General features: G+C 65.6%; 21 protein-coding genes and 2 tRNA genes. 15 read left to right on the top strand and 8 right to left on the bottom strand.

The genetic code is table 11. The features are described from left to right. Positions 1–323: 323 nt before the first annotated feature. Positions 324–527, bottom strand: a complete 204-nt coding sequence (locus BM388_RS04815) for a cold-shock protein (protein WP_089847775.1) — start codon at positions 525–527, stop codon at positions 324–326. 298 nt (positions 528–825) lie between these two features. Between BM388_RS04815 and BM388_RS04820 the strand changes: the two genes are divergently transcribed. The 3 genes from BM388_RS04820 (at position 826) to BM388_RS04830 (ending at position 2,319) form a co-directional block, all read left to right on the top strand. Beyond that, a complete protein-coding gene (locus tag BM388_RS04820; protein ID WP_089847777.1) occupies positions 826–1,065 on the top strand; it encodes a hypothetical protein in 240 nt (79 codons plus the stop codon). A gap of 272 nt (positions 1,066–1,337) precedes the next feature. Further along, complete coding sequence (locus BM388_RS04825) at positions 1,338–1,661, top strand: TraR/DksA family transcriptional regulator (RefSeq protein WP_089847779.1); 324 nt, start codon at positions 1,338–1,340, stop codon at positions 1,659–1,661. A gap of 61 nt (positions 1,662–1,722) precedes the next feature. Beyond that, positions 1,723–2,319, top strand: coding sequence for a hypothetical protein (locus tag BM388_RS04830; RefSeq protein WP_089847782.1), 597 nt, complete (start codon positions 1,723–1,725; stop codon positions 2,317–2,319). Positions 2,320–2,413: 94 nt separating this feature from the next. Here BM388_RS04830 and BM388_RS04835 read toward each other — a convergent pair whose 3' ends face one another. Both BM388_RS04835 and BM388_RS04840 read right to left on the bottom strand, forming a co-directional pair. Next, positions 2,414–3,001 carry a helix-turn-helix domain-containing protein gene (locus BM388_RS04835; RefSeq protein ID WP_089847785.1) on the bottom strand — a complete coding sequence of 196 codons (588 nt, stop codon included), beginning with the start codon at positions 2,999–3,001 and terminating at the stop codon, positions 2,414–2,416. Between the two features lie 103 nt (positions 3,002–3,104). Further along, the gene (locus BM388_RS04840; RefSeq protein WP_089847787.1) at positions 3,105–3,845 is read right to left on the bottom strand and encodes an SDR family NAD(P)-dependent oxidoreductase; all 741 of its coding nucleotides are present in this window, start codon (positions 3,843–3,845) and stop codon (positions 3,105–3,107) included. A gap of 158 nt (positions 3,846–4,003) precedes the next feature. On the opposite strand from BM388_RS04840, the gene gltX reads away from it, so the two are divergent. From gltX to BM388_RS04855, 3 genes are all read left to right on the top strand, one after another. After that, the gene (gene gltX / locus BM388_RS04845) at positions 4,004–5,485 is read left to right on the top strand and encodes a glutamate--tRNA ligase (protein WP_089847789.1); all 1,482 of its coding nucleotides are present in this window, start codon (positions 4,004–4,006) and stop codon (positions 5,483–5,485) included. 57 nt (positions 5,486–5,542) lie between these two features. Next, positions 5,543–5,618, top strand: a tRNA-Ala gene (locus BM388_RS04850). Between the two features lie 35 nt (positions 5,619–5,653). Then, positions 5,654–5,729 (top strand) — tRNA-Glu (locus tag BM388_RS04855). A gap of 780 nt (positions 5,730–6,509) precedes the next feature. Here the strand turns inward: BM388_RS04855 and gltA are convergent. Then, entirely contained in the window at positions 6,510–7,796 is a 1,287-nt protein-coding gene (gene gltA / locus BM388_RS04860; protein WP_089847791.1) for a citrate synthase, read from the bottom strand. A 442-nt stretch (positions 7,797–8,238) separates the two neighbouring features. Here gltA and sdhC point away from each other — a divergent pair, with 442 nt between their 5' ends. The 9 genes from sdhC (at position 8,239) to sucD (ending at position 19,772) form a co-directional block, all read left to right on the top strand. Beyond that, positions 8,239–8,616 (top strand): succinate dehydrogenase, cytochrome b556 subunit, encoded by a 378-nt coding sequence (gene sdhC / locus BM388_RS04865; protein WP_217641041.1) that lies wholly within the window; start codon positions 8,239–8,241, stop codon positions 8,614–8,616. Further along, the gene (gene sdhD, locus BM388_RS04870) at positions 8,610–8,957 is read left to right on the top strand and encodes a succinate dehydrogenase, hydrophobic membrane anchor protein (protein WP_089847795.1); all 348 of its coding nucleotides are present in this window, start codon (positions 8,610–8,612) and stop codon (positions 8,955–8,957) included. The genes sdhC and sdhD overlap by 7 nt, the downstream gene beginning before the upstream one ends. Before the next feature lie 3 nt (positions 8,958–8,960). After that, the gene (gene sdhA, locus BM388_RS04875) at positions 8,961–10,733 is read left to right on the top strand and encodes a succinate dehydrogenase flavoprotein subunit (RefSeq protein WP_089847797.1); all 1,773 of its coding nucleotides are present in this window, start codon (positions 8,961–8,963) and stop codon (positions 10,731–10,733) included. 12 nt (positions 10,734–10,745) lie between these two features. After that, entirely contained in the window at positions 10,746–11,456 is a 711-nt protein-coding gene (locus tag BM388_RS04880) for a succinate dehydrogenase iron-sulfur subunit (protein ID WP_089847799.1), read from the top strand. A gap of 222 nt (positions 11,457–11,678) precedes the next feature. Next, positions 11,679–14,507 (top strand): 2-oxoglutarate dehydrogenase E1 component, encoded by a 2,829-nt coding sequence (locus BM388_RS04885; RefSeq protein WP_089847800.1) that lies wholly within the window; start codon positions 11,679–11,681, stop codon positions 14,505–14,507. A gap of 42 nt (positions 14,508–14,549) precedes the next feature. Continuing rightward, on the top strand, positions 14,550–16,106 hold the full coding sequence (gene odhB, locus BM388_RS04890; protein ID WP_089847801.1) for a 2-oxoglutarate dehydrogenase complex dihydrolipoyllysine-residue succinyltransferase: 1,557 nt from the start codon (positions 14,550–14,552) through the stop codon (positions 16,104–16,106). A gap of 49 nt (positions 16,107–16,155) precedes the next feature. Then, on the top strand, positions 16,156–17,595 hold the full coding sequence (gene lpdA, locus BM388_RS04895; RefSeq protein WP_089847803.1) for a dihydrolipoyl dehydrogenase: 1,440 nt from the start codon (positions 16,156–16,158) through the stop codon (positions 17,593–17,595). 138 nt (positions 17,596–17,733) lie between these two features. Next, entirely contained in the window at positions 17,734–18,900 is a 1,167-nt protein-coding gene (gene sucC / locus BM388_RS04900) for an ADP-forming succinate--CoA ligase subunit beta (protein ID WP_089847805.1), read from the top strand. Next, the gene (gene sucD, locus BM388_RS04905; protein ID WP_089847807.1) at positions 18,900–19,772 is read left to right on the top strand and encodes a succinate--CoA ligase subunit alpha; all 873 of its coding nucleotides are present in this window, start codon (positions 18,900–18,902) and stop codon (positions 19,770–19,772) included. Before sucC ends, sucD begins: the two co-directional genes overlap by 1 nt. Before the next feature lie 204 nt (positions 19,773–19,976). Here the strand turns inward: sucD and BM388_RS04910 are convergent, their stop codons facing one another. From BM388_RS04910 to BM388_RS04925, 4 genes are all read right to left on the bottom strand, one after another. After that, on the bottom strand, positions 19,977–21,917 hold the full coding sequence (locus BM388_RS04910) for an exoribonuclease II (protein WP_089847809.1): 1,941 nt from the start codon (positions 21,915–21,917) through the stop codon (positions 19,977–19,979). A 144-nt stretch (positions 21,918–22,061) separates the two neighbouring features. Then, positions 22,062–22,502: a universal stress protein gene (locus BM388_RS04915; RefSeq protein ID WP_089847811.1), complete on the bottom strand. Its 441-nt coding sequence runs from the start codon at positions 22,500–22,502 to the stop codon at positions 22,062–22,064. 82 nt (positions 22,503–22,584) lie between these two features. Then, on the bottom strand, positions 22,585–23,658 hold the full coding sequence (locus BM388_RS04920; RefSeq protein ID WP_245781459.1) for a TIGR01620 family protein: 1,074 nt from the start codon (positions 23,656–23,658) through the stop codon (positions 22,585–22,587). After that, the gene (locus BM388_RS04925; RefSeq protein WP_089847813.1) at positions 23,655–25,049 is read right to left on the bottom strand and encodes a YcjX family GTP-binding protein; all 1,395 of its coding nucleotides are present in this window, start codon (positions 25,047–25,049) and stop codon (positions 23,655–23,657) included. Before BM388_RS04925 ends, BM388_RS04920 begins: the two co-directional genes overlap by 4 nt. Positions 25,050–25,149 lie beyond the last annotated feature (100 nt).

Genomic DNA, 25,149 nt, shown 5'->3' on the forward strand with positions numbered 1-25,149 from the left:
AGGTTCGCGAGGAGAAAAGGAAAAGTTGCTGGTAGAAATTTGGTACGTGATGGCAATGAATGCCGGAATGGCGGGGCTTAGTTCCTATCCATCATGGGGGCCACGGAGAAGGTGCGGTCGAGCGGTTGCATCGGCATCACGGGGTGTCGGTCGGAAGGGTGCATATTCTACCAGCCCCGGTCACTTTCTGCTCAATTCCCCGGGCGGTTCTGTCTCGTGCGAAGGGTGCGTCAGGAAACCGGACGCGCAGAAACACCAAGGCCCGCATCAGCGGGCCTTGGTGCTCGTAGCCTTACGGCTCGATAGGTCTGTCTGATCGGCGATCAGATGGCTTCGATGTTAGAAGCCTGCAGGCCTTTCTTGCCCTGAACCACGTCGAAAGAGACCTGCTGGCCGTCCTGGAGGGACTTGAAGCCTTCAGCCTTGATTTCGGAGAAGTGGGCAAAGAGGTCATCGCCACCGTCGGTCGGGGTGATGAAGCCAAAGCCTTTTGCGTCGTTGAACCACTTAACAGTGCCAGTAGCCATGTCATGACTCCTTTCTTTGGCGCAGTGCGCCGGATACGAAATTACCGGGTGTAGCCCCGAATGCTAGTGGGTAAAACAAGGGGATATAACCAGACAACCGAAAGGATTCGACTACTACTGACAATATGCGTCTTGCTAACCAACTGGACACACGGTGTCATGGTTGGCGTCCGGCGTCAACTCCTGTGATGAGTCGCGGCGCTTAGGGCAGGCCCCTGGCGCCACCTTGGCCCAGCGCCGCGCCCGTCGTCCATACTGGTGGTATGAGCATTCGACCAATGCAATGCAGGAGAAGCCGATGAGCATCGACCTCACCGAATACCAGAGAGAGCTGTTGGCCCGTGTGCTGCAGCACGGCGGTGTGCTGGCTGCGCCCTTCGGTCACCCCGGCGACGACACGCTTGAGGAGGCGCTGATGGAGGATGTCGACGCCCTGGAGGCCGAGGGGCTGATCATGGTCGAGCGCAGCCGGGGACACGAGGCGCCCGAGCGGCTCTCGCTGACTGAGGCGGGCTACGACGCCCTGGGCATGAGCTAGGGATCATTCGTTCGATGCGCGACGCGTCAGGGCGCGATCGTCGTAGCGTCCTGGCGAGAGGTGCCTGCTATAAAGAAAGACCATTGAGAACGGCCATTGAGAACGACTGCCCAGAAGGGCGATCAATAAGACAGATAAGGACGAACCATCCCGCCGCTGCGTATCGAGGGTAAAGCGTGATAATGGTCGAGGGTGGACCTTGAGGATAGAAGCCTGGCGGTGCCGAGCGAGAGGGTCGGGGCGCCCACGATGCGATGATAAGGAGAGCGACCATGGCGGATCGCAAGCAGGAACTGGAGAGGTTGCGTGAGGAGCTGATCGCGCGGTTCGATCGCTACCAGGCCCATAAGGAGCAGAAGGGCGGTCCGCTGGACAAGGACGCGGAGGATCAGTCGGCCGAGTTTGCCAATGACGAGGTCATCGAGGCCCTGAAGCAGGAAGCGGAAGACGAACTTCGCCAGGTGTTGCATGCGCTGAAGCGTATCGAGGCGGGGGAAGGTGATGCCTGTGAACGCTGCGGTGGGCCCATCGGCGACGGTCGCCTGCGGGCGCTGCCCTACACGACGCGCTGCCTCGACTGTGCGGAGCGCCAATGAGCATCCCCGCCGAGACCGAGGATGATAGTCTGGTGATATATCGACAAGGCGGGAGGCGTGCATGCAAGCGAGGTTTCGAGCGATTGGGATAGGCGTGGTGCTGATGTGGCTGGCGGGCTGCGGTGGCAGCGAGGAGGAGATGGCCAACGGGCCCGACGACCCGGCCCCGGTGGCCGAGATGGCGGAGGAGACGCCCGATCCCGCGCCGGAGCCGACCCCCGAGGTGGCCCCCTTCGATGAGCCGGTCACGATCGATCTGGCGTCGCGCCTGGGCAGCGACCGGCGCCTGACCGTCGAGGGCGAGACCAACTTGCCCGCCGACACACGCCTGCAGGTGCTGGTGGAGCGGGAGCTCAGCGGGGTGCGCTGGCGTGAGCGCGTGTCAGTGGCCGAGGGCGGCTTCGTTGCCGGGCCTTTCGGCCCCGGTAGCGGTCTGCCCGACGGCGACTATCTGGTGGTGGTCGAGGTGCAGGAGGGCAGTGTCCAGCCGGCCGAGGTGCGAGCCAGGCTGGGCGATGGCAACCAGCACCTGCAGGGGCCGCTGGTCGCGCAGTCGCGCCATGGCCTGGGTCAGGTAGCCCGCTACACCAAACGCTTCCTGATCGGCGACGAAACGCGCCGCACCCAGGATCGCGTCGATGTGATGGAGATCGAGTAGCTCCTGATCGAGTAGCTCCTGATCGGGTAGCGCCTGATCGGGTAGTGCTTGATCGGGTAGTGCTTGATCGGGTAGTGCTTGATCGGGTAGTGCCTTAGAGGGGCTGGGCACGCCAATGAGCCACCAGTTTGCCGACTAGCCGGCAACTGGGGGCGTAGGGGATGAGCTCGTCGCTGTCCTGGCGCTGGAATATCAGCTCCCCGGTGGGTCCCTGCGTGACCCGCCGGATAGCCAGCTCACCATCGTCTTCGATGAGGTAGAGGCCCGGCTGGCGGAAGATGTCGCTGGTGGCGATGGCCACCAGATCGCCCTCCATGAGGAAGTCGAACGCTTCGTCCGGCGCCGGCGTCACCAGGTGGCAGTCGCCGTCCCAGCGCTGCCCGGGCACCATGTCGATCGGCAGTTCGATGACGCGCTGCTTGCCATCCTGCCAGGGTAGCGGCAGTCGGCGGCGCAGGTAGAGAGGCGAGGCGTGAGATCCTTCGTCTTCCAGCAGCCGTGACAACGGGCAGTTGAGCGCCTGGGCCAGGGCGACCAGGCGTTCGTGACCAATCTGCTTGATGGCGCCCGATTCCCAGTAGGAGATCGTGACGTCTGACACCCCGACCCTGCGTGCCAGGGCCGCCTTGTTGAGCTTGGCCTCCAGCCGAAGTTTCTTGATGCGAGGGCCGAGTGTTTCCATTACGTCATCCTATTGTCACAAAGCGTCATATGAGTCTTCCAGGCTCGCTATTGCCCAGGCAACGGCGAGTATCAACGCTAATTCTGCCTTAAACCTCGGCGCGTCACCATGCCACCCGCTCTCCGGCCCAGTCCAGGAAGATGCCGCTCTGGTCGGGCGTGCAGGTCTCCAGCACGTTCAGCAGTGACTCGGCCACGAAGGAGGGGGTGAACAGCTTGCCTTCGGGCACACGGGATTGGAACGGCGCCGAGAGCGGCGTATCCGTGGTACCGGGGTGCAGACAGGCGATGGCCGCCTGGGGGTTGAGTCGGCGAAGTTCCACGGCGGCGGTCTTCATCAACATGTTATGGGCGGCCTTGCTGGCCCGGTAGGCGTACCAGCCGCCGAGTCGATTGTCGCCGATCGAGCCGACACGCGCCGAGAGGCTGGCGAACAGCGTCGGGTGGCGCCCCTTGAGGCTAGGCTGCAGCGCCTTGAGCAGCAGCGCCGGGATGATGGCATTGACGTGATAGAGCCGAGCCATGGCCTCGGCGTCCAGCTCATCGAGCTTCTTCTCCGGACCGATGCCACGGGCGTCGTCGTGGAGCATGCCGATGGCGTTGAACACCAGGTGCACGGGGGCGCCGTTCAGCGCCTGGGCGAGGGCTTCGTTGCCGTCCTCGGTGCCCAGGTCCAGGGCGAGGGATTCGACGCGGGGGTCCGGATGCGTTTGGTAGTGGCGGCTGACGGCGATCACCCGGGCGGGGCGGTCACTGGCGAGCAGGGCTTCGACCACGGCGCAGCCGATGCCGCCGGAGGCGCCGGTCACCACGGCGGTGAAGTCGTCGGGGAGTCGCGTGAGCATGGCATTCCTTATTTGCCGATGACGGGTTCAGCGTGGACCGCGCCGCCGGGGAATGATTCCCGACCACGGCTGCCCCGGCGCTGGCCAGGTGCGTATAATGCGGGCATTCGCCCGCTATGTCAGGGCGGCCTTCCTCCATCGACAGGACCAAGGACGACATGACCGTACGCACTCGTATCGCGCCGTCACCCACCGGCGATCCCCACGTGGGCACCGCCTATATCGCCCTGTTCAACCTCTGCTTCGCTCGCCAGCACGGCGGCCAGTTCATCCTGCGCATCGAGGACACCGACCGGGTGCGCTCGACCCCCGAGTCCGAGCAGATGATCCTCGACTCCCTGAGCTGGCTGGGGCTCGAGTGGGACGAAGGCCCCGACGTCGGCGGCCCCCACGGTCCCTATCGCCAGAGCGAGCGCGGCGACATCTACGGCGAGTACGCCCGGCAGCTGATCGAGTCCGGCCATGCCTTCAAGTGCTACCGCACCAGCGAGGAGCTCGACGAGCTGCGCGAGGCACGCAAGGCGGCCGGCATGCACCTGGCCTTGAAGCCCGCCGACCTGGCGCTGCCCGCCGAGGAACAGGCGCGTCGCGAGCAGGAGGGTTGGCCCTACGTGGTGCGCATGAGTGTGCCGGCCACCGGCACCTGCGTGGTCGAGGACATGCTGCGCGGCGTCATCGAGGTCGAGTGGGCCCAGGTGGACGCCCAGATTCTGCTCAAGTCGGACGGCATGCCCACCTATCATCTGGCCAACGTGGTCGACGATCACCTGATGGGCATCACCCACGTGCTGCGCGGCGAGGAGTGGATCAACTCGGCGCCCAAGCATCAGCTGCTGTATGAGTACTTCGGCTGGCAGATGCCGATGCTCTGCCACATGCCGCTTTTGCGCAACCCGGACAAGTCGAAGCTCTCCAAGCGCAAGAACCCGACCTCCATCAACTACTATCGGCGCATGGGCTTTTTGCCCCAGGCGGTGACCAACTACCTGGGACGCATGGGCTGGTCGATGCCCGACGAGCGCGAGAAGTTCAGCCTCGACGAGATGATGGCCCACTTCGATATCCAGCGGGTCTCGCTGGGTGGGCCGGTGTTCGACCTCGATAAGCTGACCTGGCTCAACGGGGTCTACATCCGCGAGGATCTGGACGATGCGGCGCTGCTCAAGGCGCTGATGGAGTGGGCCTTCAACGAGGAGTATGTCGGCCAGATCCTGCCCCAGGTCCGCCCGCGTGTGGAGACGCTCTCCCAGGTGGCGCCGTTGGCCGGGCACTTCTTCTCGGGCCTGCCGGTCATCGAGGAGGCCGATTTCGATGCGGTGAAGCTCTCCCGCGAGGAGCTGCTGAAGCTGCTGCAATTCCTGGTGTGGCGCTTCGAGCTGGTGCCGGCCTGGCACAAGGAGGCGCTGCTCGGTGAGGTCAAGGCGCTGGCGGGGCACTTCGACCTGAAGATGAAGGCCTTCCTGGCGCCGGTGTTCATCGCCGTCACCGGCTCGTCGTCGAGCACCTCGGTGATGGATGCCATGGCGATCCTCGGATCCGACGTGACCCGGGCGCGCCTGCGTCACGCCATCGAGGTGCTGGGCGGGGTCTCCAAGAAGCAGGCCAAGCGCTTCGAGAAGGAATTTCGCGACCTCGCGTGATTTCCTGTTGACGAAGGCGGGGCTTATCAGTAACATACGCCCCGTCTTCGAGAGATCGGGGCCTTAGCTCAGCTGGGAGAGCGCGACACTGGCAGTGTCGAGGTCAGCGGTTCGATCCCGCTAGGCTCCACCATCGCTTCAGATGGTAGCCATCTTTCAAGATATTGCGTCCCATTCGTCTAGTGGTCCAGGACACCGCCCTTTCACGGCGGTAACAGGGGTTCGAACCCCCTATGGGACGCCACCTCTTGCTTCACCTTCCCCGATATTTCCTCGTCAGCTGGCTATCTTGTCGGTCTGGCCGTATTGCTGTCTCCGTCTATCTCGGCTCTTCGTCCGGCGATGAATCGCGACGATTTCAGTGCAAAATACCCTTGACTTGTCCACTTTGCCTCCTTGGGGCCTCGCGACTGTGCATAGACGCCGCGGTGAGGCGCTTGGTTGCCGCCTTTCTTATATAAGTCTTTTATTTCAATGACTTACGATAGGTCAAAAAATGATCAATCTAAGGCGGTGCCGCTATTCATGGCGTTCCAGCGACCTTTTCGAGAGGTTGTGAACAGGGTTATCCACAGAATGTGTGGAAAACGGGCGACACCCACGGGAAGGCGCATGTCAGTAGGTAAGTCAACCGGAAGTGATGAGGATTCTAGTTCTCTGGTAGCAGGGGAATAGAGCGCTGCGCTGCGCGCACAAGGCCGGCCGGGCGGTGTGATGGATACCCACGGCCTGCTGAGGCGGGAGTGGCCCCTGGCGTCTCCAGGGGTATCTGGGTGTGCTCTTGAGGCAAGGGTGAGGCGAGGCGCCATCTCCCCGATGAGCGTCGGCAGGCATAAGCGCGCCGCGGACTTGGCGCCCGTTGGCTCGGCTGGGGCGGGGGCGTCGGCGGGCGAGGCTGGTGGCGTGCCTGAGCGGAGTGGGGCGTTGCCAGTAAGCCGGTATCCGGGGAGGCGGGGTGTCGGGATCGGCAAATGCAAAAAAGGCCGCCCGAGGGGCGGCCTTTTGGTATTGGCGCGAGTGCAGTTCAGCTCGCCGGATAGTCGCGCTTGTCGTGGCCCGTGTAGAGCTGGCGCGGTCGGCCGATCTTGTAGCTGTCGCTGAGCATCTCGTTCCAGTGGGAGATCCAGCCGATGGTGCGGGAAACGGCGAAGATCACGGTGAACATGTTCTTCGGGATACCCATGGCCTTGAGGATGATGCCGGAGTAGAAGTCGACGTTCGGGTAGAGCTTGCGCTCGATGAAGTACTCGTCTTCCAGGGCGATCTGCTCCAGGCGCTTGGCGATCTTCAGCTGCGGGTCGTCGGCCAGGCCCAGCTCGGCCAGCACCTCGTCGCAGGTCTCCTTCATCACCTTGGCGCGCGGATCGAAGTTGCGATAGACCCGGTGGCCGAAGCCCATCAGCTTGAAGGGGTCATCCTTATCCTTCGCCTTGTCGATGAAGCGCTGGATGTTCTCCTCGGAGTCGTCGCCGATCTCGTCGAGCATGTTCAGCACGGCCTCGTTGGCGCCGCCGTGTGCCGGGCCCCAGAGCGCGGCGATGCCGGCGCTGATGCAGGCGAAGGGGTTTGCCCCGGTGGAGCCTGCCAGACGCACCGTGGAGGTGGAGGCGTTCTGCTCGTGGTCGGCATGGAGCATGAAGATGCGGTCCATGGCCTTGGCGTAGACCGGGTTGATCCGGTACTCCTCGCACGGGTTGCTGAACATCATGTAGAGGAAGTTCTCTGCATAGGTCAGGTCGTTGCGGGGATAGTTGAACGGCTGGCCGACGTTGTATTTGTAGGACATCGCCGCAATGGTCGGCATCTTGGCGATCAGGCGGATCGCGCTGATCTCACGATCCTCCTGTTTGGAGGTGTCCAGGTGGTCGTGGTAGAAGGCGGCCAGGCCACCGACCACGCCGCACAGGATCGACATCGGGTGGGCGTCGCGGCGGAAGCCCTTGAAGAAGTTGATGATCTGGTCGTGGACCATGGTGTGGTTGGTCACGCGCGCCTTGAAGTCTTCGTATTGCGCGTCGTCGGGCAGCTCGCCGAACAGTAATAGATAGCAGGTCTCGACGAAGTCGGAGTGCTTGGCCAGCTGGTCGATCGGGTAGCCGCGGTGCAGCAGCACGCCGTTGCCGCCATCGATGTAGGTGATCGCCGACTGGCAGGAAGAGGTGGCCATGAAGCCGGGGTCGTAGGTGAAGAGGCCTTGGGCGCCGAGGCCGCGGACGTCGATGACCTCGGGGCCCAGGGAACCGGAATAGATCGGCAGGTCAATCGGGTCGTCCAGGCCGTCTACCGTCAATGTCGCTTTCCTGTCAGCCATGGCTGGCCTCCTCTCGAATTCATGGGGGCGATGTTGGGTGATTTCGCTGCAGTTGCCGGCGAAAAGGTTCGCCCACTATAGAAGCGTCCTCGAGATTGTCAATTCCACTATTGTGCGCCCATGGCTGTACAGTTGGTGATATTGTAGATAGTGTTTGTACAATAAATGGTGCCTTGCACCATTTCCAGGCGCGAGCGTTCCCGTCAATGCCTCGGATCCCGTGAAAGACCGCGCCAAGGCCGATAACTCGGCCTTCCACCATGGTCGACTGGGGCGCGTGTCCATTTGTCATGGAGGGGTGATGACCCTATAATCTCAGCGCGCGACTGGCAGGAGTCGGTGGTCGTGTCCAACTCGGCCATGACCGTGTCCCTTCCCGTAACCACCGCCCGCTCGGGCCTTGTCGGACGATGAAGAGCGGGCCAAGAGAGTGTGTAGAGCCGTGAATAGCAAACGACCCGTAAATCTGGATCTGTCCACGATACAGTTCCCCCTCCCCGCCCTGACGTCGATCGCTCACCGCATCACCGGCGTCATCCTCTTCATCGGCCTGATCTTCGCCTTCTGGGCGCTGGACGTGTCACTGTCCTCGCCGGCCGGCTTCGCCGCCGTGAGCGATGTCCTGGCCCACAACTTCCTGGCCAAGTTTGTTGCCTGGGGACTGCTCTCCGCGTTGGCCTTCCATTTCGTGGCCGGTATCAAGCACCTGCTGATGGACATGGATATCGGCGTGACCCTCGAGGGTGGCGTCAAGAAGGCACAGATCACCGTGGTGGTGAGTGCGGTCCTGATCATTCTGGCTGGAGTCTGGGTATGGTAACCAACATCACGAATTTCGGACGCAGTGGTCTCTCCGACTGGCTGCTGCAGCGCGTCTCTGCCGTCATCCTGGCGCTCCACTCTCTCTTTATCGTCGGTTTCCTGCTGTTCAGCTCGGGCCTCGATTACGCGGCCTGGAGCGGGCTGTTCGCCCAGACCTGGATGCGCATCTTCTCGCTGCTGGCCTTCATCTCGCTGTCCGCCCACGCCTGGGTCGGGCTGTGGACCGTGACCACCGACTATCTCAAGCCGACCGGTATTCGCATCGGTACGCAGCTCATCATCATCCTGGCCATCTTCGTGTTCCTGGTCTGGGGCATCACCGTTCTGTGGGGAGCCTGATTCATGTCCAACATGCGTAGCCTGTCTTTCGACGCCATCATCATCGGTGGCGGCGGCGCCGGCCTGAGGGCCGCCCTGGAGCTGGCCAAGTCCGGCAAGAAGACCGCCGTGCTGTCCAAGGTCTTCCCGACCCGCTCGCACACCGTCTCCGCCCAGGGCGGCATCACCTGTGCCATCGCCTCCGCCGATCCGAACGACGACTGGCGCTGGCACATGTACGACACCGTCAAGGGCGGCGACTACATCGCCGACCAGGACGCCTCCGAGTACATGTGCTCCGAGGGCCCCAAGGCTGTGTTCGAGCTCGAGCACATGGGCCTGCCGTTCTCCCGCTTCGATAACGGCCGCATCTACCAGCGTCCGTTCGGCGGTCAGTCCAAGGACTTCGGCAAGGGCGGCCAGGCGGCCCGCACCTGCGCCGCGGCCGACCGTACCGGTCACGCCCTGCTGCATACGCTTTATCAGAACAACCTGAAGAACAACACCACCTTCCTCAATGAGTGGTACGCCGTCGATCTGGTCAAGAACGCCAACGGCGACGTGGTGGGTTGCATCGCCATGGACATCGAGACCGGCGAAGTGGTGCACGTGAAGTCCAAGGCCACCGTCATGGCCACCGGCGGGGCGGGGCGCATCTTCGCCTCCACCACCAACGCCCTGATCAACACCGGTGACGGCATCGGCATGGCGCTGCGCGCCGGCTTCCCGATGCAGGACATGGAGATGTGGCAGTTCCACCCGACCGGCATCTACGGCGCGGGTACCCTGGTGACCGAGGGCTGCCGCGGCGAGGGTGGCTACCTGGTCAACAAGGATGGCGAGCGTTTCATGGAGCGCTACGCGCCCAACGCCAAGGACCTGGCCGGCCGCGACGTGGTCGCGCGCTCCATGGTCATGGAGATCCTCGAGGGCCGCGGCTGCGGCGAGAAGGGCGACCACGTCTTCTTGAAGCTGGATCACCTGGGCGAGGAAGTGCTCGGCAAGCGCCTGCCCGGCATCGTCGAACTGTCCAAGACCTTCGCTCACGCGGATCCGGCCAAGGAGCCGATCCCGGTGGTGCCGACCTGTCACTACATGATGGGCGGAATCCCGACCAACGTGCACGGTCAGGCGATCATGCAGGACGCCGAGGGTAACGACCAGATCGTCAACGGCCTGTTCGCCTGCGGCGAAGCGGCCTGCGTGTCGGTCCACGGCGCCAACCGCCTGGGCGGCAACTCGCTGCTCGACCTGGTGGTCTTCGGCCGCGCGGCCGGCATGTTCATCGAGGGGGCGCTCAACGAGGGCATCGAGTACCTCGATGCCTCCGAGTCCGACGTCGAGTCGGCGATGAAGCGCATCACCCGCTGGAATGAGTCCGAGGACGGCGAAACCGTGCCCGACCTCAAGCGCGAGCTGCAGGACATCATGCAGACCTCCTTCGGCGTGTTCCGCGAGGAGAAGAACATGGTCGAGGGCGTCAAGCGTCTGGAAGAGCTGCGCAGCCGCATCGACAATGCCTATCTGCCGGACAAGTCCAGCACCTTCAACACCGCGCGCGTCGAGGCGCTGGAGCTGGATAATCTGATGGAAGTGGCCGAAGCCACCGCCATCGCGGCCCTGGAGCGCAAGGAGAGCCGTGGCGCCCATTCCCGCTACGACTACCCGGACCGTGACGACGTCAACTGGCTGAAGCACTCGCTCTATTTCCCGGCCGAGAAGCGTCTGGGCAAGCGCGACGTGAACTTCGCGCCCAAGACCGTCGAGATGTTCGAGCCGAAAGTCCGTACCTACTAAGGGGGAGTCACGATGTCCACGCTTCAGGTATCCCTGTACCGCTATAACCCGGAAACCGACTCCGCGCCCTTCATGCAGGAGTTCCAGGTCGACACCCAGGGTCGCGACCTCATGGTGCTCGACGTCCTGCACCTGGCCAAGGAGCAGGATAACGGCCTGGCCTATCGCCGCAGCTGCCGCGAGGGCGTGTGTGGGTCCGACGGTATGAACATGAATGGCAAGAACGGCCTGGCCTGCATTACGCCGCTCTCCGAGGTGGTCAAGGGCAACAAGCTGACGCTGCGCCCGCTGCCGGGTCTGCCGGTCATCCGTGACCTGGTGGTCGACATGGGGCTGTTCTACAAGCAGTACGAGCGTATCCAGCCGTACCTGCAGAATGACGAGCCAGCCCCGGCCATCGAGCGCCTGCAGTCGCCGGAAGAGCGCGACAAGCTCGACGGCCTCTACGAGTGCATCCTGTGCGCCTGCTGTTCGACCTCCTGCCCGTCGTTCTGGTGGAACCCGGACAAGTTCGTCGGCCCGGCCGGCCTGCTGCAGGCCTACCGCTTCCTCGCCGATTCGCGTGATGGCGCGACCCGTGAGCGCTTGGCCGAGCTGGAGGATCCGTTCTCCGTGTTCCGCTGCCGCGGGATCATGAACTGCGTCGCGGTCTGCCCGAAGGGACTGAACCCGACGCGGGCGATCGGCAAGATTCGCGAGATGCTGCTGGCCGATGCCACTTAAATCGTGGCGTCCAGCTTGTTATCATGTTCTCCGCTCTCGGGCTGCGGCAAGGCGCCGCAGCCGAGTCCGGTGCGGAGCGTGATGTAAAGAGCCGGTGCCTTGGGCACCGGCTCTTGACCATGGAATTCATGATGCTCTTTCTCCGGCAGAGCATCAGCGATGTCGATGCGGTCGAGTCGTGTCGGCGCCGATACCACCCCATCAGTGCAGGGTGACCAAGAGATGCAACAAGGCATAATGGAGTTGATGTGGCGCTCCTCCCATGTGAGCGGCGGCAATGCCCACTATGTGGAAGCGCTCTACGAGCAGTACCTCGATGATCCCTCCGCCGTTCCCGACGAATGGCGCCAGTACTTCGATCAGCTGCCGCGGCCCGAGGGCGGGGCTAGCCAGGATGTTCCTCTCACCCCGATTCGCGACCAGTTCTATCAGCTGGGTCAGCAGCGTCGTACCGCGCACGTGGCGGCCGAGAGCGGGGAGAGCAAGAAGCAGGTCAAGGTACTCCAGCTGATCAACGCCTACCGCTTCCGCGGGCACCAGAAGGCCGACATCGATCCCCTCGGTCTGCGCAGCCCGACCCCGGTTCCCGATCTCGATCTCTCCTTCCATCAGCTCTCCAAGGCGGATCTGGACACCGAGTTCCAGACCGGTTCCTTCTTCATGGGGCTGGACAAGGCGCCGCTGAAGCAGATCGTCGAGGCGCTGGAGCAGACCTACTGTCGCTCCATCGGCTGCGAGGTCATGCACATCGTCGACACCGAAGAGAAGCGCTGGCTCCAGCAGCGCTTCGAGTCGGTGCGTAGCGCGCCGAACTTCAGTCCCGACGTGCGCAAGCACGTCCTCGAGCGTCTCACGGCCGCCGAGGGCCTGGAGAGCTACCTGGCCTCCAAGTACCCGGGCACCAAGCGTTTCGGTCTCGAGGGTGGCGAGTGCTTCATTCCGATGATGGACGAGCTGATCCAGCGCGCCGGCAGCTACGGCACCAAGGAAGTGGTGATCGGCATGGCCCACCGTGGGCGCCTCAACATGCTGGTCAACATCCTCGGCAAGAACCCCTCCGAGCTGATCGACGAGTTCGACGGCAAGAAGGTGGTGGAGCGGGGCTCGGGTGACGTGAAGTACCACCAGGGCTTCAGCTCGAACGTCATGACCCCGGGCGGCGAGGTCCACCTGGCGCTGTCGTTCAACCCCTCCCACCTGGAGATCGTCGCGCCAGTGGTCGAGGGCTCGGTGCGGGCCCGTCAGGATCGCCGCAACGACCCGGTCGGCGACAAGGTGCTGCCGATCAACGTCCATGGCGATGCGGCCTTCGCCGGCCAGGGTGTGGTCATGGAGACCTTCCAGATGTCGCAGACGCGTGCCTACCGCACCGGCGGCACCCTGCACATCGTGATCAACAACCAGGTCGGCTTCACCACCTCGCACCCGCTGGACTCACGCTCCACCGAGTACTGCACCGACATCGCCAAGATGGTTCAGGCGCCGATCTTCCACGTCAACGGCGACGATCCCGATGCCGTGCTGCACGCCACCCAGGTGGCGCTTGACTACCGTCAGCAGTTCAAGCGTGACGTGGTCATCGACCTGGTCTGCTACCGTCGCCGCGGCCACAACGAGGCCGACGAGCCGTCCGGCACCCAGCCGATGATGTACAGCAAGATCAAGGACCATCCGTCCTCGCGGACCCACTACGTCGAACGCCTGGTCAAGGAGGGGCTGCTCTCCGACGACGACGCCAAGGCCATGATGGAGAAATACCGCGACGATCTGCTGGCCGGCAATCACGTGGCCAACGCCCTGGTGCAGAAGCCTAATAAGTCGCTGTTCGTCGACTGGACTCCCTATCTGGGCCATGAGTGGACCGGCCATGCCGACACCCGGGTCGAGATGAAGCGCCTGCAGCGTCTCGCCGGCAAGATGTGCGAGGTGCCCGACGGCGTGACCGTGCAGCGTCAGGTGGCCAAGATCTACGATGATCGCCGCAAGATGCAGGCCGGTGGCATGGCCATCAACTGGGGCTTCGCCGAGACCCTGGCCTACGCCACGCTGCTCGATCAGGGCCACCCGATACGCCTCACCGGTCAGGACGTCGGCCGCGGCACCTTCTCCCACCGCCATGCGGTGGTGCACAACCAGCAGGACGGCAGTGCCTACGTGCCGCTGCAGCACATGGCCGACGGCCAGCCGCGCTTCACCATCCACGACTCCTTCCTCTCCGAGGAGGCGGTGCTGGCGTTCGAGTATGGCTACTCGACCACCGCGCCCAACGACCTGGTGATCTGGGAAGCCCAGTTCGGCGACTTCTTCAACGGCGCCCAGGTGGTGGTGGACCAGTTCATCTCCTCCGGCGAGACCAAGTGGGAGCGTCTCTGCGGCCTGACCATGCTGCTGCCTCACGGCTACGAGGGGCAGGGGCCCGAGCACTCCTCGGCGCGCCTGGAGCGCTTCCTGCAGATGTGCGCCGAGCACAACATGCAGGTCTGTGTGCCGACCACCCCGGCGCAGATCTTCCATCTGCTGCGTCGCCAGGTGATCCGTCCGCTGAGAAAGCCCTTGGTGGTGATGACGCCCAAGAGCCTGCTGCGCCACAAGTCGGCGACCTCGAGCCTCGACGAGCTGGCCGAGGGCAACTTCCAGATGGTGCTGCCCGACCAGGGCAACCTCGAGGCGCAGAAGGTCGAGCGCATCGTGCTGTGTGCCGGCAAGGTCTACTACGACCTGGCCAACTGGCGCGACGAGAATGCCCGCGACGACGTGGCCATCCTGCGCATCGAGCAGCTCTACCCCTTCCCCAAGGAGGAGCTGCTGGAGGCCATCAAGGACTACACCAACGTCGAAGATGTGGTCTGGTGTCAGGAAGAGCCGCTCAACCAGGGCGCCTGGTACTCGAGCCAGCACCACATGCGGGCGGTGGCCGACCTGCTGCGCGACGGCCTGGGCGGCAAGCTCAAGTTCGCCGGTCGCCCGGCATCGGCGGCACCCGCGGCGGGCTACATGTCCGTGCATACCGAACAGCAGCGCCAGCTGGTGGAAGACGCCTTCAATCTGTAAGGCGTCCCACCGGGACGAGAAAGAACATACAAGGGATACGACATGGCTACCGATATCAAGGCACCCACCTTTCCGGAATCCGTTGCCGAAGGCAGCGTCGCCGCCTGGCACAAGAAGCCCGGCGATAGCGTCGAGCGTGACGAGCTGATCGTCGAGATCGAGACCGACAAGGTGGTGCTCGAGGTCGTGGCTCCCGAGGCCGGCACTCTGTCCGAGGTGCTGGTGGAAGAGGGTGACACCGTGGAGTCCGAGCAGCTGCTGGGTCGCCTCGGCGCGGGCGAGGCCAAGGGCGAGGCGCCGGCCGACAAGCAGCAAGAGAAGCAGGACGAGCCGAAGGGCGAGGCCAAGGCCGAAGCGCCGGCCGGCGGTGGCCAGGCCCATGAGGTCAAGGCCCCGACCTTCCCCGAGTCCATCCAGGAAGGCACCGTAGCGAGCTGGGCCAAGCAGGTCGGCGACGCCGTCAAGCGTGACGAGGTGCTGGCCGAGATCGAGACCGACAAGGTGGTCCTCGAGGTCGTCGCTCCGGCCGACGGTGCGCTGACCGAGATCAAGGCCGAGGAGGGCAGCCAGGTGACCTCCGAGCAGGTGCTGGCCGTCTTCACCGAAGGTGCCGGCGGCGCCTCCACGCCGGCTACCAGCGGCGAAGAGAAGCCGGCGGCCTCCGCCGATGACGGTGCCAGCGACGAGAAGGTCGGCGACAAGATCCTCGCCCCGGCCGCGCGCAAGCTGGTCGCCGAGCACGACCTCGACGTCGCGAAGATCGAGGGCACCGGCAAGGGTGGCCGGGTCCTCAAGGAGGACGTGCAGCGCGCCGTGAACGACGGCAGCGCCAAGAAGTCTGCCAAGCCGGCCGGCGGCGCCCAGTCCGCCGCCGCGGCGGCTCCGGTGGTCGAAGGCGAGCGCCCTGAGAAGCGCGTGCCGATGAGCCGCCTGCGCCAGACCATCGCCAAGCGCCTGGTCCAGGCCCAGCAGACCGCCGCCATGCTCACCACCTACAACGAGGTGGACATGAGCGCGGTGATGGAGCTGCGCGGCCAGTACAAGGAGACCTTCCTCAAGGCTCACGACGTCAAGCTCGGCTTCATGGGCTTCTTCGTCAAGGCGGCCTCCGAGGCCCTCAAGCGCTTCCCGGACGTCAACGCTTCCATCGACGGCACCGACATCGTCTATCACGGCTATCAGGACATCGGCGTGGCGGTCTCCACCGACCGCGGTCTGGTCGTCCCGGTGCTGCGCGACACCGACAGCATGAAGATCGCCGACGTCGAGAAGGGCATCGTCGACTTCGGCAAGCGGGCCCGTGACGGCAAGCTCGGCATCGACGAGATGCAGGGCGGCACCTTTACCATCACCAACGGCGGCACCTTCGGTTCGCTGATGTCCACGCCGATCCTCAACCCGCCGCAGACTGCCATCCTGGGCATGCACAAGATTCAGGAGCGTCCCATGGCGGTGAACGGCAAGGTCGAGATCCGCCCGATGATGTACCTGGCGGTCTCCTATGACCACCGCATGATCGACGGCAAGGACGCGGTCCGCTTCCTGGTGACCATCAAGGAACTGCTCGAAGACCCGGCGCGTCTGCTGCTGGACATCTGATTCGCGAAGCCGGCAACGTCTTCCAGCAACAAGCCACAAAGGAGCCAACATGGCTGACAAGTTTGATGTGATCGTGATCGGCGCGGGCCCCGGCGGCTACGTGGCCGCCATTCGTGCCGCCCAGATGGGCCTGAAGACCGCCTGCGTCGAGAAGTGGATCGGCAAGGAAGGCAAGGTCGTGCACGGCGGCACCTGCCTCAACGTGGGCTGCATCCCGTCCAAGGCGCTGCTCGAGGCTTCCCACAAGTTCGTCGAGGCCAAGCACGACTTCGACGACCTGGGCATCCAGGCCGGTGACGTCAGCATGGACGTCAAGAAGATGATGGCCCGCAAGGACAAGATCGTGAAGAACCTGACCGGTGGCATCTCAGGGCTTTTCAAGGCCAATGGCGTCACCGCCATCGAGGGCACCGGTAAGGTGGCCTCCGCCAAGCAGGTCGAGGTCACCGACCAGGACGGCAAGGCGACCACCTATGAGGCCGACAGCATCGTCGTCGCCGCCGGCTCCGTGCCGGTGGAGATTCCGCCGACCCCGCTGCAGGAAGGCCTGGTGGTCGACTCCACCGGCGCCCTGGAATTCCAGGAGACCCCGAAGCGTCTGGGCGTGATCGGCGCCGGCATCATCGGCCTGGAGCTCGGCAGCGTGTGGAACCGCCTGGGCTCCGAGGTGACCGTGCTCGAGGCCATGGACAACTTCCTGCCGATGGTCGATGGGGCCGTCGCCAAGGAGACCCAGAAGCTGCTCAAGAAGCAGGGCCTGGACATCAAGCTCAATGCGCGCGTGACCGGCTCCGAGGTCAAGGGTGAGGAAGTCGTCGTCAAGTACGCCGATGCCGACGGCGACCAGGAGATGACCTTCGACAAGCTGATCGTCTGCGTCGGCCGCAAGCCCTACACCAAGGGCGTGATCGCCGACGGTGTGGGCGTCGACACCGACGAGCGCGGCTTCATCCACGTCGACGACCAGTGCCGCACCAGCGTGCCGGGCGTCTACGCCATCGGCGACTGCGTGCGCGGCCCGATGCTGGCGCACAAGGCCTCCGAAGAGGGCATCATGGTCGCCGACATCATCGCCGGCCATAAGGCCGAGATGAACTACGACGCCATTCCCAACGTCATCTACACCTTCCCGGAGGTGGCCTGGGTCGGCATGACCGAGCAGGACGCCAAGGCGGCCGGCATCGAGGTCAAGGTCGGCGCCTTCCCGTTCGCCGCCAGCGGCCGTGCCATGGCCAACAATGCGACCGAGGGCATGGCGCGCATCATCGCCGATGCCGAGACGGATCGCGTGCTGGGCGTGCACATCGTCGGTCAGCATGCCGGCGAGATGATCGCCCAGGGCGTCATCGCGCTCGAGTTCGGCTCCAGCGCCGAAGATCTGGCGCTGACCTGCTATGCGCACCCGACCATGTCGGAAGCGGTGCACGAGGCGGCGCTGGCCGTCGAGGGCCATGCCATCCACATGGCCAACCGCAAGAAGAAGAAGTAAGGACAACAAGCGCCACCGTCAGGTGGCGCATCGCTTCCGGCCATGTATCGGAAGCGAACGGTGGTGACACGACACCCGCCGCCCCGAGGCGGCGGCCGTGTCACCGTTCGAGTCACATGCAACCAATGGCATGAATCGATGAACCTTCACGAGTATCAGAGCAAGCAGCTGTTTGCCGATTACGGCCTGCCGGTATCCAAGGGCTTCGCCGTCGACACCCCCGAGGAGGCCGCGGAGGCCTGCAAGAAGATCGGTGGCGACATGTGGGTGGTCAAGGCCCAGGTCCACGCCGGCGGCCGCGGCAAGGCCGGTGGCGTCAAGCTGATCAAGGATCCGGAGGAGGCCAAGACCTTCGCCGAGTCCTGGCTGGGCAAGAATCTGGTGACCTTCCAGACCGACGAGAAGGGTCAGCCGGTCACCAAGATCCTGGTCGAGACCTGCACCGACATCGCCAACGAGCTCTACCTGGGCGCCGTGGTCGATCGCGGTACCCAGCGCGTGGTCTTCATGGCGTCCACCGAGGGTGGCGTGGAGATCGAGAAGGTCGCGGAAGAGACCCCCGAGAAGATCCTCAAGGCCGAGATCGATCCGCTGGTCGGCGCTCAGCCCTACCAGGCGCGTGAGCTGGCCTTCGCCCTGGGCCTCGAAGGCGCTCAGGTGAAGCAGTTCACCAAGATCTTCCTGGGCCTGTCCAAGCTGTTCCACGACAAGGACCTGGCGCTGCTCGAGATCAACCCGCTGGTGGTGACCGACGAGGGTAACCTCCACTGCCTCGACGCCAAGATCGGTCTGGACGGCAACGCCCTCTATCGCCATCCGGACCTGCAGGCGATGCGCGACCCGTCTCAGGAAGACGCGCGCGAAGCCGAGGCAGCGGCATGGGACCTCAACTACGTGGCCCTGGACGGCAACATCGGCTGCATGGTCAACGGCGCTGGCCTCGCCATGGGCACCATGGACATCGTCAACCTGAATGGCGGCAGCCCGGCCAACTTCCTCGACGTCGGCGGCGGTGCCACCAAGGAGCGCGTGGCGGAAGCGTTCAAGATCATCCTGTCCGACGACAACGTCAAGGCCGTGCTGGTCAACATCTTCGGCGGCATCGTGCGCTGCGACATGATCGCCGAGGGCATCATCGGTGCCGTCGAGCAGGTCGGTGTCAATGTGCCGGTCGTGGTGCGTCTGGAAGGTAACAACGCCGAGCTGGGTGCCGAGAAACTGGCCTCCAGCGGTCTGAACATCATCGCTGCTACCAGCCTGACCGATGCGGCTCAGCAGGTCGTCAAGGCAGCGGAGGGCAAGTAATGAGCATCCTGATCGACAAGAACACCAAGGTCATCTGCCAGGGCTTCACCGGCGGACAGGGGACCTTCCATTCCGAGCAGGCGATCGCCTACGGCACCCAGATGGTCGGCGGCGTGACCCCGGGCAAGGGCGGCCAGGAGCACCTGGGCCTGCCGGTGTTCAACACCGTCAAGGAAGCCGTCGAGCAGACCGGCGCCGAGGCCAGCGTGATCTACGTGCCGGCCCCCTTCTGCAAGGATTCCATCCTGGAAGCCGCCAACGCCGGCATCAAGCTGATCGTCTGCATCACCGAGGGCATTCCGACCCTCGACATGCTCGACGTCAAGGTGAAGTGCAACGAGCTGGGCGTGCGCCTGATCGGCCCGAACTGCCCCGGTGTCATCACTCCGGGCGAGTGCAAGATCGGCATCATGCCGGGCCACATCCACAAGCCCGGCAAGGTCGGTATCGTGTCGCGCTCTGGCACCCTGACCTATGAAGCCGTCAAGCAGACCACCGACCATGGCTTCGGCCAGTCCACCTGTGTGGGCATCGGCGGCGACCCGATCCCGGGCTCCAACTTCATCGACATCCTGGAGATGTTCGAGAAGGACCCGGCGACCGAGGCGATCGTGATGATCGGCGAGATCGGCGGCACCGCCGAGGAAGAGGCCGCGGCCTACATCAAGGAGCACGTCTCCAAGCCGGTCGTCTCCTACATCGCCGGCGTCACCGCCCCCCCGGGTAAGCGCATGGGCCATGCCGGTGCGATCATCGCTGGCGGCAAGGGCACTGCGGACGAGAAGTTCGGCGCTCTCGAGGCGGCGGGCGTCAAGACCGTGCGCTCCCTGGCCGAGATCGGCGATGCCCTGAAGGTCGCTACCGGCTGGTAAGCCGCGCGACGTCAAGCATCGACAAAGGGCACCCTCGGGTGCCCTTTCTTGTGCTCGGCTGTCGGCGAATAACCAACGACTGCCGGCGTCAACGACCGGGCGCCGGTGTCGAAACAGCAGTAACGTTGGCACGGCAGTAACGGCCCCCAACGCAAGACGGCGACCCGAGGGTCGCCGTCCTGTGCCGCGTGCCGCTGGTGGGGGTCAGACCGCGGGGCGGCCGACCAGCGAGCGGGTCTCTTCGCGTGCCTCGGTCAGCGTCACGCGGATGACGTCGCCGAGCTTGAAGCGCTCCTCGCCCTCGATCTGGATGCGCCCGTCCTTGTCGTCGATCGCCACCTTCTTGCGGTCGCTGTGCATCAGCGGGGCCGGGATGAAGGCGGTGGCGCCGTTGGCGGTCAGGCGTACCCGCATGCCGCCGCGGTTGACCGCGATGACCTCGGCCTCGAAGGTCTCACCGGCCTCGGCCGAGGGCGTCAGGTAGCGCACGTAGAGCCAGTCCTTGACGTCGCGCTCGGCCATGCGATTCAGCCGGCGACGCTCGGTGAGCTGCTCGGTGAGCGCCTGGCTGGCCTCGGCCGGGGCCTGCTCGCCCTTGAGCACGCGCTTGATCAAGCGGTGATTGACCATGTCGCCGTACTTGCGGATCGGCGAGGTCCAGGTGGCATAGGCGGCGAGGCCCAGGCCGAAGTGCGGACCGGGCTGCGCCGACATGCTGGTGAAGCCCTGGAAGCGGCGCAGGCGCGCGTCGAGCCAGGCGTCGTCGCGGCCCTCGAGCTCGCGCTTGAGCTCGGTGTAGCGGGAGAGCTCGGTGAGCTGCTCGTGCTCCACCTGGATGTCCTGCTCGGCCAGGAACTCCTGGGCGGCCTCGGCCTTCTCGGGCTCGAAGGCGCGGTGGACGTTGAAGATGCCGTGGCCGACGTGCTCGGCGAGCAGGTGCGCGCAGCAGGCGTTGGCGGCGATCATCGACTCTTCGATCATGCGGTTGGCGATGCGCCGATGCTCGGTGCGGATGTCCAGCACGTTGCCGGCGTCGTCTAGGTCGAAGACGAAGTCGGGGCGGTCCTTGAACACCAGGGCGTGAGCCGCGCGCCAGGCGCTGCGCGCCTCGGTCATGGCCGCCAGGGCCTTGAGCTGCTCACCGATCGCATCAACCGGCGCCCAGTCGCCCTGGCCCTCGAGCCAGTCGGAGACCCGATCGTAGGCGAGCTTGGCATGTGAGCGGGCGGTGGCGGCGAAGAAGCGGTAGTCGCCGAGGCTGCCGTCGGCGCCGATCTCCAGGGTGCAGGCCAGCACCGGGCGATCCTTGTTCTCCCACAGCGAGCATAGGTCGTCGGCCAGCTGCTCGGGCAGCATGGTGACGTTCTGGCCCGGCAGGTAGACGGTGAAGGCGCGGGTGCGTGCCTCCAGGTCGGCGGCGTGACCCTCTTCCACGTAGGCGGTGGGGTCGGCGATGGCCACCGTCAGCGACCAGCCGCCGTCTTCGCGGGTCTGGATGCGCAGGGCGTCATCCATATCGCGGGTCTTCTCGCCGTCGATGGTGAAGAACGGCTCGGCGGTCAGGTCCTCGCGCGTAAGGCCCTCGTCGCGCAGCGGCCAGTCGTCGCCGGCGTCCGGGCACTCCTGCTCGAGCGCGTGGCGCGCCAGGGTGACGCGCCACGGCACGGCGGGGTCGTCGGTCTTGGCCACCAGCTCGTCGATCTGGGTGAAGAAGGCGCGATCGTCGGGCTTGAGCGGGTGGCGTACCAGGCGGGCCACCACCCAGTCGCCGTCATTGATGCTCGCCTCGTCGAGGCTGCGCTTGATGCGCGCCTTCAGCGGGGTGTTCATGGTCGGGTGATCGGGAATCACCGCCAGGCGACCGTCGCGCTTCTGCACGCGGGCGATGAAGCGTGCCATGCCGGTCTCTATCAGGGTGTCGGGCTCCACCGACTTCTTGTCGCCCTCCTCATGGAGGACGGCCCCGACACGATCGCCATGCAGCACCTGCTTCATGGCGGGGGGCGGCACGAAATAGGAGTCACCGTCGTCGGTCTCGAGGAAACCGAAGCCCCGGTCGGTGGCCTTGATCACGCCCTCTACGCGAGGGGTGTTGTCGCGGATCTGTTGCTTGAGCTGAGCAAGCGCCGAATTGTTCTGCAGCATGGTCACGATCGGTTGGCGAGTAGGGGGGCCACTATACGGATTCGCGACCTCGCCGCCAAACGCCGTGGATGGCCCCTATGGGGAATCAATCGCTTGCAGTGACGACGCCGTTGCCTCGGCGCCGCCCGCTTCGCCAGGCGCCGCTCAGCGGACGGTGATTACGCTGCAGTCGGCGGCGTGGCCCACCTTGTGGGAGACGCTGCCGATCACCAGCCCCTTCAGATCGCCAAGGCCCCGGCTGCCCATCACGATGGCATCGACGTCGCGTCGCCGCGCCTCGTCGAGGATGGTGCGGGTCGGATCGCCCTGGGTGATCATCGTCTCGACATGGGAGACGCCGGCGTCGCGGGCGGCCTGCTCGGCGCGGTCCATGACCTTTCGGCCGGCCGCCTCGAGTTCCTCCTCGGAGGCCTTGAGGTCGACGGCGCCGATGCCCCACACCAGCAGCGTCTCATGGGCGAGCTTTTCGGGAATGTGCAAGAGGATCAGCGCCGTCTCTTTCTGCAGGGCCAGCTGGCAGGCCACGGACAGGGCCTTCTTGGCGTGTTCGGAACCGTCGATAGGTACCAGGATGGAATGGAACATGACGCGGTCCTCCTTGCGAAGACGAGAGGTGGCTTCCTACCGATGAGCCTAGTCATCTCACGGGGCGCTGTCATGATCCGGATCAAGGATGGCGGGTCTTCTCCCGCGTGCGCTGCTCGCTGGCCTCCAGGCGCCTGAGCTGGCGCCACAGGTCACGTCGCAGGTCGGCCAGGCGGGGTGACTCCTCGGCGGTGAAGGCCAGCGGCCGCGCCAGGCGCTGGGTGCGCAGCCCCAGGCGGGCACCCAGCAGCCCGATGCCGAGTCCCTGGGCGGCCCGGGTCGAGAGCTTGCCGGCCAGGTTCATCGTCAGCATCTCCATGCTGGCTTCGCTGGCGATCTCGCTGGCGCCGGCGAAGGCCATCTGATAGAGCACGCCGCGAAGCAGCCGCAGGCGCGCCGCGTATCCGAGCTCCAGGCCATAGAGCCGGCACAGCCGATCGACCATCGCCAGGTGTCGCCAGGCCACCAGCGCCATGTCCACCAGGGTCAGCGGGCTGACCGCCACCATGATCGCCGTCTCGCCGGACATCCGCGAGATCAGACGGCTCGCCTCGCGATCCCGCGGCGCGAGCAGGTGGTGGTCGAGCAGGGCGCGAACGTCGCGCCCGTCGTGGTGGGGTTCCCGGGCCGCCAGGAAGGCCTGCCAGTGGGGGTGGTCGTCATCCAGGGCCAGGTCGCGGCGGAGCGCCTCGGAAAGCGTGCGCGCCTGGGCCGGGGTGGCCTCGGGCAGCGCGGCCAGGCGCTCGCGCAGTCGCGCGTGGCGGCTCAGGCGGCGCAGGCGCCAGAGTTCGCGCAGCACCGCCGAACCGCCGAGGCCGAGGGCCAGCAGCAGCAGCAGGCTCCAGGCGCCGGCCAGCCAGTCACCGCCGAGGCTTACGGCATAGAGGGTGTGGCCGGCCTCCAGCGCGCCCAGGCCGAGGCTGCCGCCAAGCAGCACGGCGAGCCCCCAGCGACGCTTGCGCGGGCGCATCAGGCCCGCGTCCAGCGCCTCTGCCTCCCACTGCGCCTGGCGCTCTGTCTCGGCCGGAGGCCGGCTCGGCGCCTCATGATCGAACTGCCGGCCGGGTTGCGGGTCCTGCGGGGCGACGTCGTCGTGACTCTCGTCGAGGGGGAAGTGCTCCCCCGGGCGCGGGTCGGGCTCGCGAGGGGGCATCATGACAGCTTGTCTCCGATCAGCCAGTCCAGGGCGGCGTCCATGCGGATGTGCGGCAGCGGCGTGCCGGGCTCGCGGGGCAGGGGGCGAAAGGCGGTGAAGGCGAAGCCCTGGCGGGTCCAGAAGTCGGCCCGGGGCAGGCGGTCCGGTACCTCGCCGGGAAACAGCAGCCGCGATTCGCCGTCGAGCGTCGTGCCGCGCAGGGCCGGCGAGCGACGCCCCTGCTGATTCACCTCGCGGCCCTCGGTGGCGCGAATCGCCGCCAGCGACAGGGCCTGGACCGGCACGTCGGCGAAGCGCAGGTCCTTGAGCGGCTCGGCCAGCAGCGCTTCGAGCAGGGCGACCAGGCGGCCATGCTGCTCGGGCGTGACGTGATCGGCCTTGGTGGCGGCGATGGCCAGGCGATCGATACGCGGCGCGAAGAGTCGCGTCAGCAGGCTGCGCTTGCCGTAGTCAAAGCTCTGCATCAGACGCGACAGCGCTCGGGAGAGATCCTCGAAGCGCTCGGGCCCGGCGTTGAGGGCGCCGAGAACGTCGACCAGCACGATCTGGCGATCGAAGCGTCGGAAGTGCTCGCGGTAGAAGGGCCGCACGATGTGCTGCTGGTAGTGGCGAAAGCGCCGCGCCAGGGTGGCGTAGAGGCTCTCGGCCGGCAGCGCGGCGAGAGACTCACGGTCGGCCTCGGCGATGCCCGGCAGCGGGAAGAACTGCAGCACCGGGGCACCCTCGAGTTCACCGGGCAGCAGGAAGCGTCCCGGCTGCAGGTCGGCGAAGCCGGCCTCCCGGGCGGCCCGAAGCCCGCTCGCGTAGTGCTCGGCGATCTCGGCCAGGCGCGCCTCGTCGACCTCCTCGGCGGGGTCGAGCTGGGCCACCGCCGCCCGCCAGTCGGCGAACAGGGCGGCACGCTCGCTGCCGCCGTCGTGGCGCTGGGTCTCGCTCCAGCTCAGGTAGTCGTGGCCCAGCAGCGGCAGGTCGAGCAGCCACTCGCCGGGATAGTCGAACAGGTCCAGGGTCAGCTGGCGTGTCTCACCGCCAAACAGGCCGCTGCGCGAGGGCCGATAGCGAAGCGTCAGGCGCAGCTCGCTGATCCCGCGGGTCGGGTCTGGCCAGCGCGGTGGCTCTGCGTCCAGTGCCGCCATGGCCTGGTCGTAGGGGAAGCGCGGCACGCCCAGGTCCTGCTGCTGGACCCGGCGGGCGCCGAGCAGGCGTCCCTCGCGGGCGGCGGGCAACAGGTCGAGACGCGTCTCCAGGCCGGCATGGCGCAGCTGGTTGACCAGCGAGGTGAGGAAGGCCGTCTTGCCCGCGCGCGACAGGCCGGTGACCGCGAGGCGCAGCTGGCGGTCGCGGCCGCGCTCGAGCAGGTCATGGAGTTCACGGGGCAGGGAAGGGCGCATCGGGTATCCTGGCAGGCGGTTTTTCGTCGCCCTAATGTGCGGGTCGCGTCGGCGCCTGACAAGAGACGCTATGACGCAACGCGCCGCCCCGCGCGGGGCT

This window comes from Halomonas saccharevitans (genome assembly GCF_900116405.1).
Classification (GTDB): domain Bacteria; phylum Pseudomonadota; class Gammaproteobacteria; order Pseudomonadales; family Halomonadaceae; genus Halomonas; species Halomonas saccharevitans.

Coding starts and splice junctions, on each gene's coding strand:
- BM388_RS04815 (WP_089847775.1), bottom strand. CDS start 527: ATGGCTACTGGCACTGTTAAGTGGTTCAACGACGCAAAAGGCTTTGGC.
- BM388_RS04820 (WP_089847777.1), top strand. CDS start 826: ATGAGCATCGACCTCACCGAATACCAGAGAGAGCTGTTGGCCCGTGTG.
- BM388_RS04825 (WP_089847779.1), top strand. CDS start 1,338: ATGGCGGATCGCAAGCAGGAACTGGAGAGGTTGCGTGAGGAGCTGATC.
- BM388_RS04830 (WP_089847782.1), top strand. CDS start 1,723: ATGCAAGCGAGGTTTCGAGCGATTGGGATAGGCGTGGTGCTGATGTGG.
- BM388_RS04835 (WP_089847785.1), bottom strand. CDS start 3,001: ATGGAAACACTCGGCCCTCGCATCAAGAAACTTCGGCTGGAGGCCAAG.
- BM388_RS04840 (WP_089847787.1), bottom strand. CDS start 3,845: ATGCTCACGCGACTCCCCGACGACTTCACCGCCGTGGTGACCGGCGCC.
- gltX (WP_089847789.1), top strand. CDS start 4,004: ATGACCGTACGCACTCGTATCGCGCCGTCACCCACCGGCGATCCCCAC.
- gltA (WP_089847791.1), bottom strand. CDS start 7,796: ATGGCTGACAGGAAAGCGACATTGACGGTAGACGGCCTGGACGACCCG.
- sdhD (WP_089847795.1), top strand. CDS start 8,610: ATGGTAACCAACATCACGAATTTCGGACGCAGTGGTCTCTCCGACTGG.
- sdhA (WP_089847797.1), top strand. CDS start 8,961: ATGTCCAACATGCGTAGCCTGTCTTTCGACGCCATCATCATCGGTGGC.
- BM388_RS04880 (WP_089847799.1), top strand. CDS start 10,746: ATGTCCACGCTTCAGGTATCCCTGTACCGCTATAACCCGGAAACCGAC.
- BM388_RS04885 (WP_089847800.1), top strand. CDS start 11,679: ATGCAACAAGGCATAATGGAGTTGATGTGGCGCTCCTCCCATGTGAGC.
- odhB (WP_089847801.1), top strand. CDS start 14,550: ATGGCTACCGATATCAAGGCACCCACCTTTCCGGAATCCGTTGCCGAA.
- lpdA (WP_089847803.1), top strand. CDS start 16,156: ATGGCTGACAAGTTTGATGTGATCGTGATCGGCGCGGGCCCCGGCGGC.
- sucC (WP_089847805.1), top strand. CDS start 17,734: ATGAACCTTCACGAGTATCAGAGCAAGCAGCTGTTTGCCGATTACGGC.
- sucD (WP_089847807.1), top strand. CDS start 18,900: ATGAGCATCCTGATCGACAAGAACACCAAGGTCATCTGCCAGGGCTTC.
- BM388_RS04910 (WP_089847809.1), bottom strand. CDS start 21,917: ATGCTGCAGAACAATTCGGCGCTTGCTCAGCTCAAGCAACAGATCCGC.
- BM388_RS04915 (WP_089847811.1), bottom strand. CDS start 22,502: ATGTTCCATTCCATCCTGGTACCTATCGACGGTTCCGAACACGCCAAG.
- BM388_RS04920 (WP_245781459.1), bottom strand. CDS start 23,658: ATGATGCCCCCTCGCGAGCCCGACCCGCGCCCGGGGGAGCACTTCCCC.
- BM388_RS04925 (WP_089847813.1), bottom strand. CDS start 25,049: ATGCGCCCTTCCCTGCCCCGTGAACTCCATGACCTGCTCGAGCGCGGC.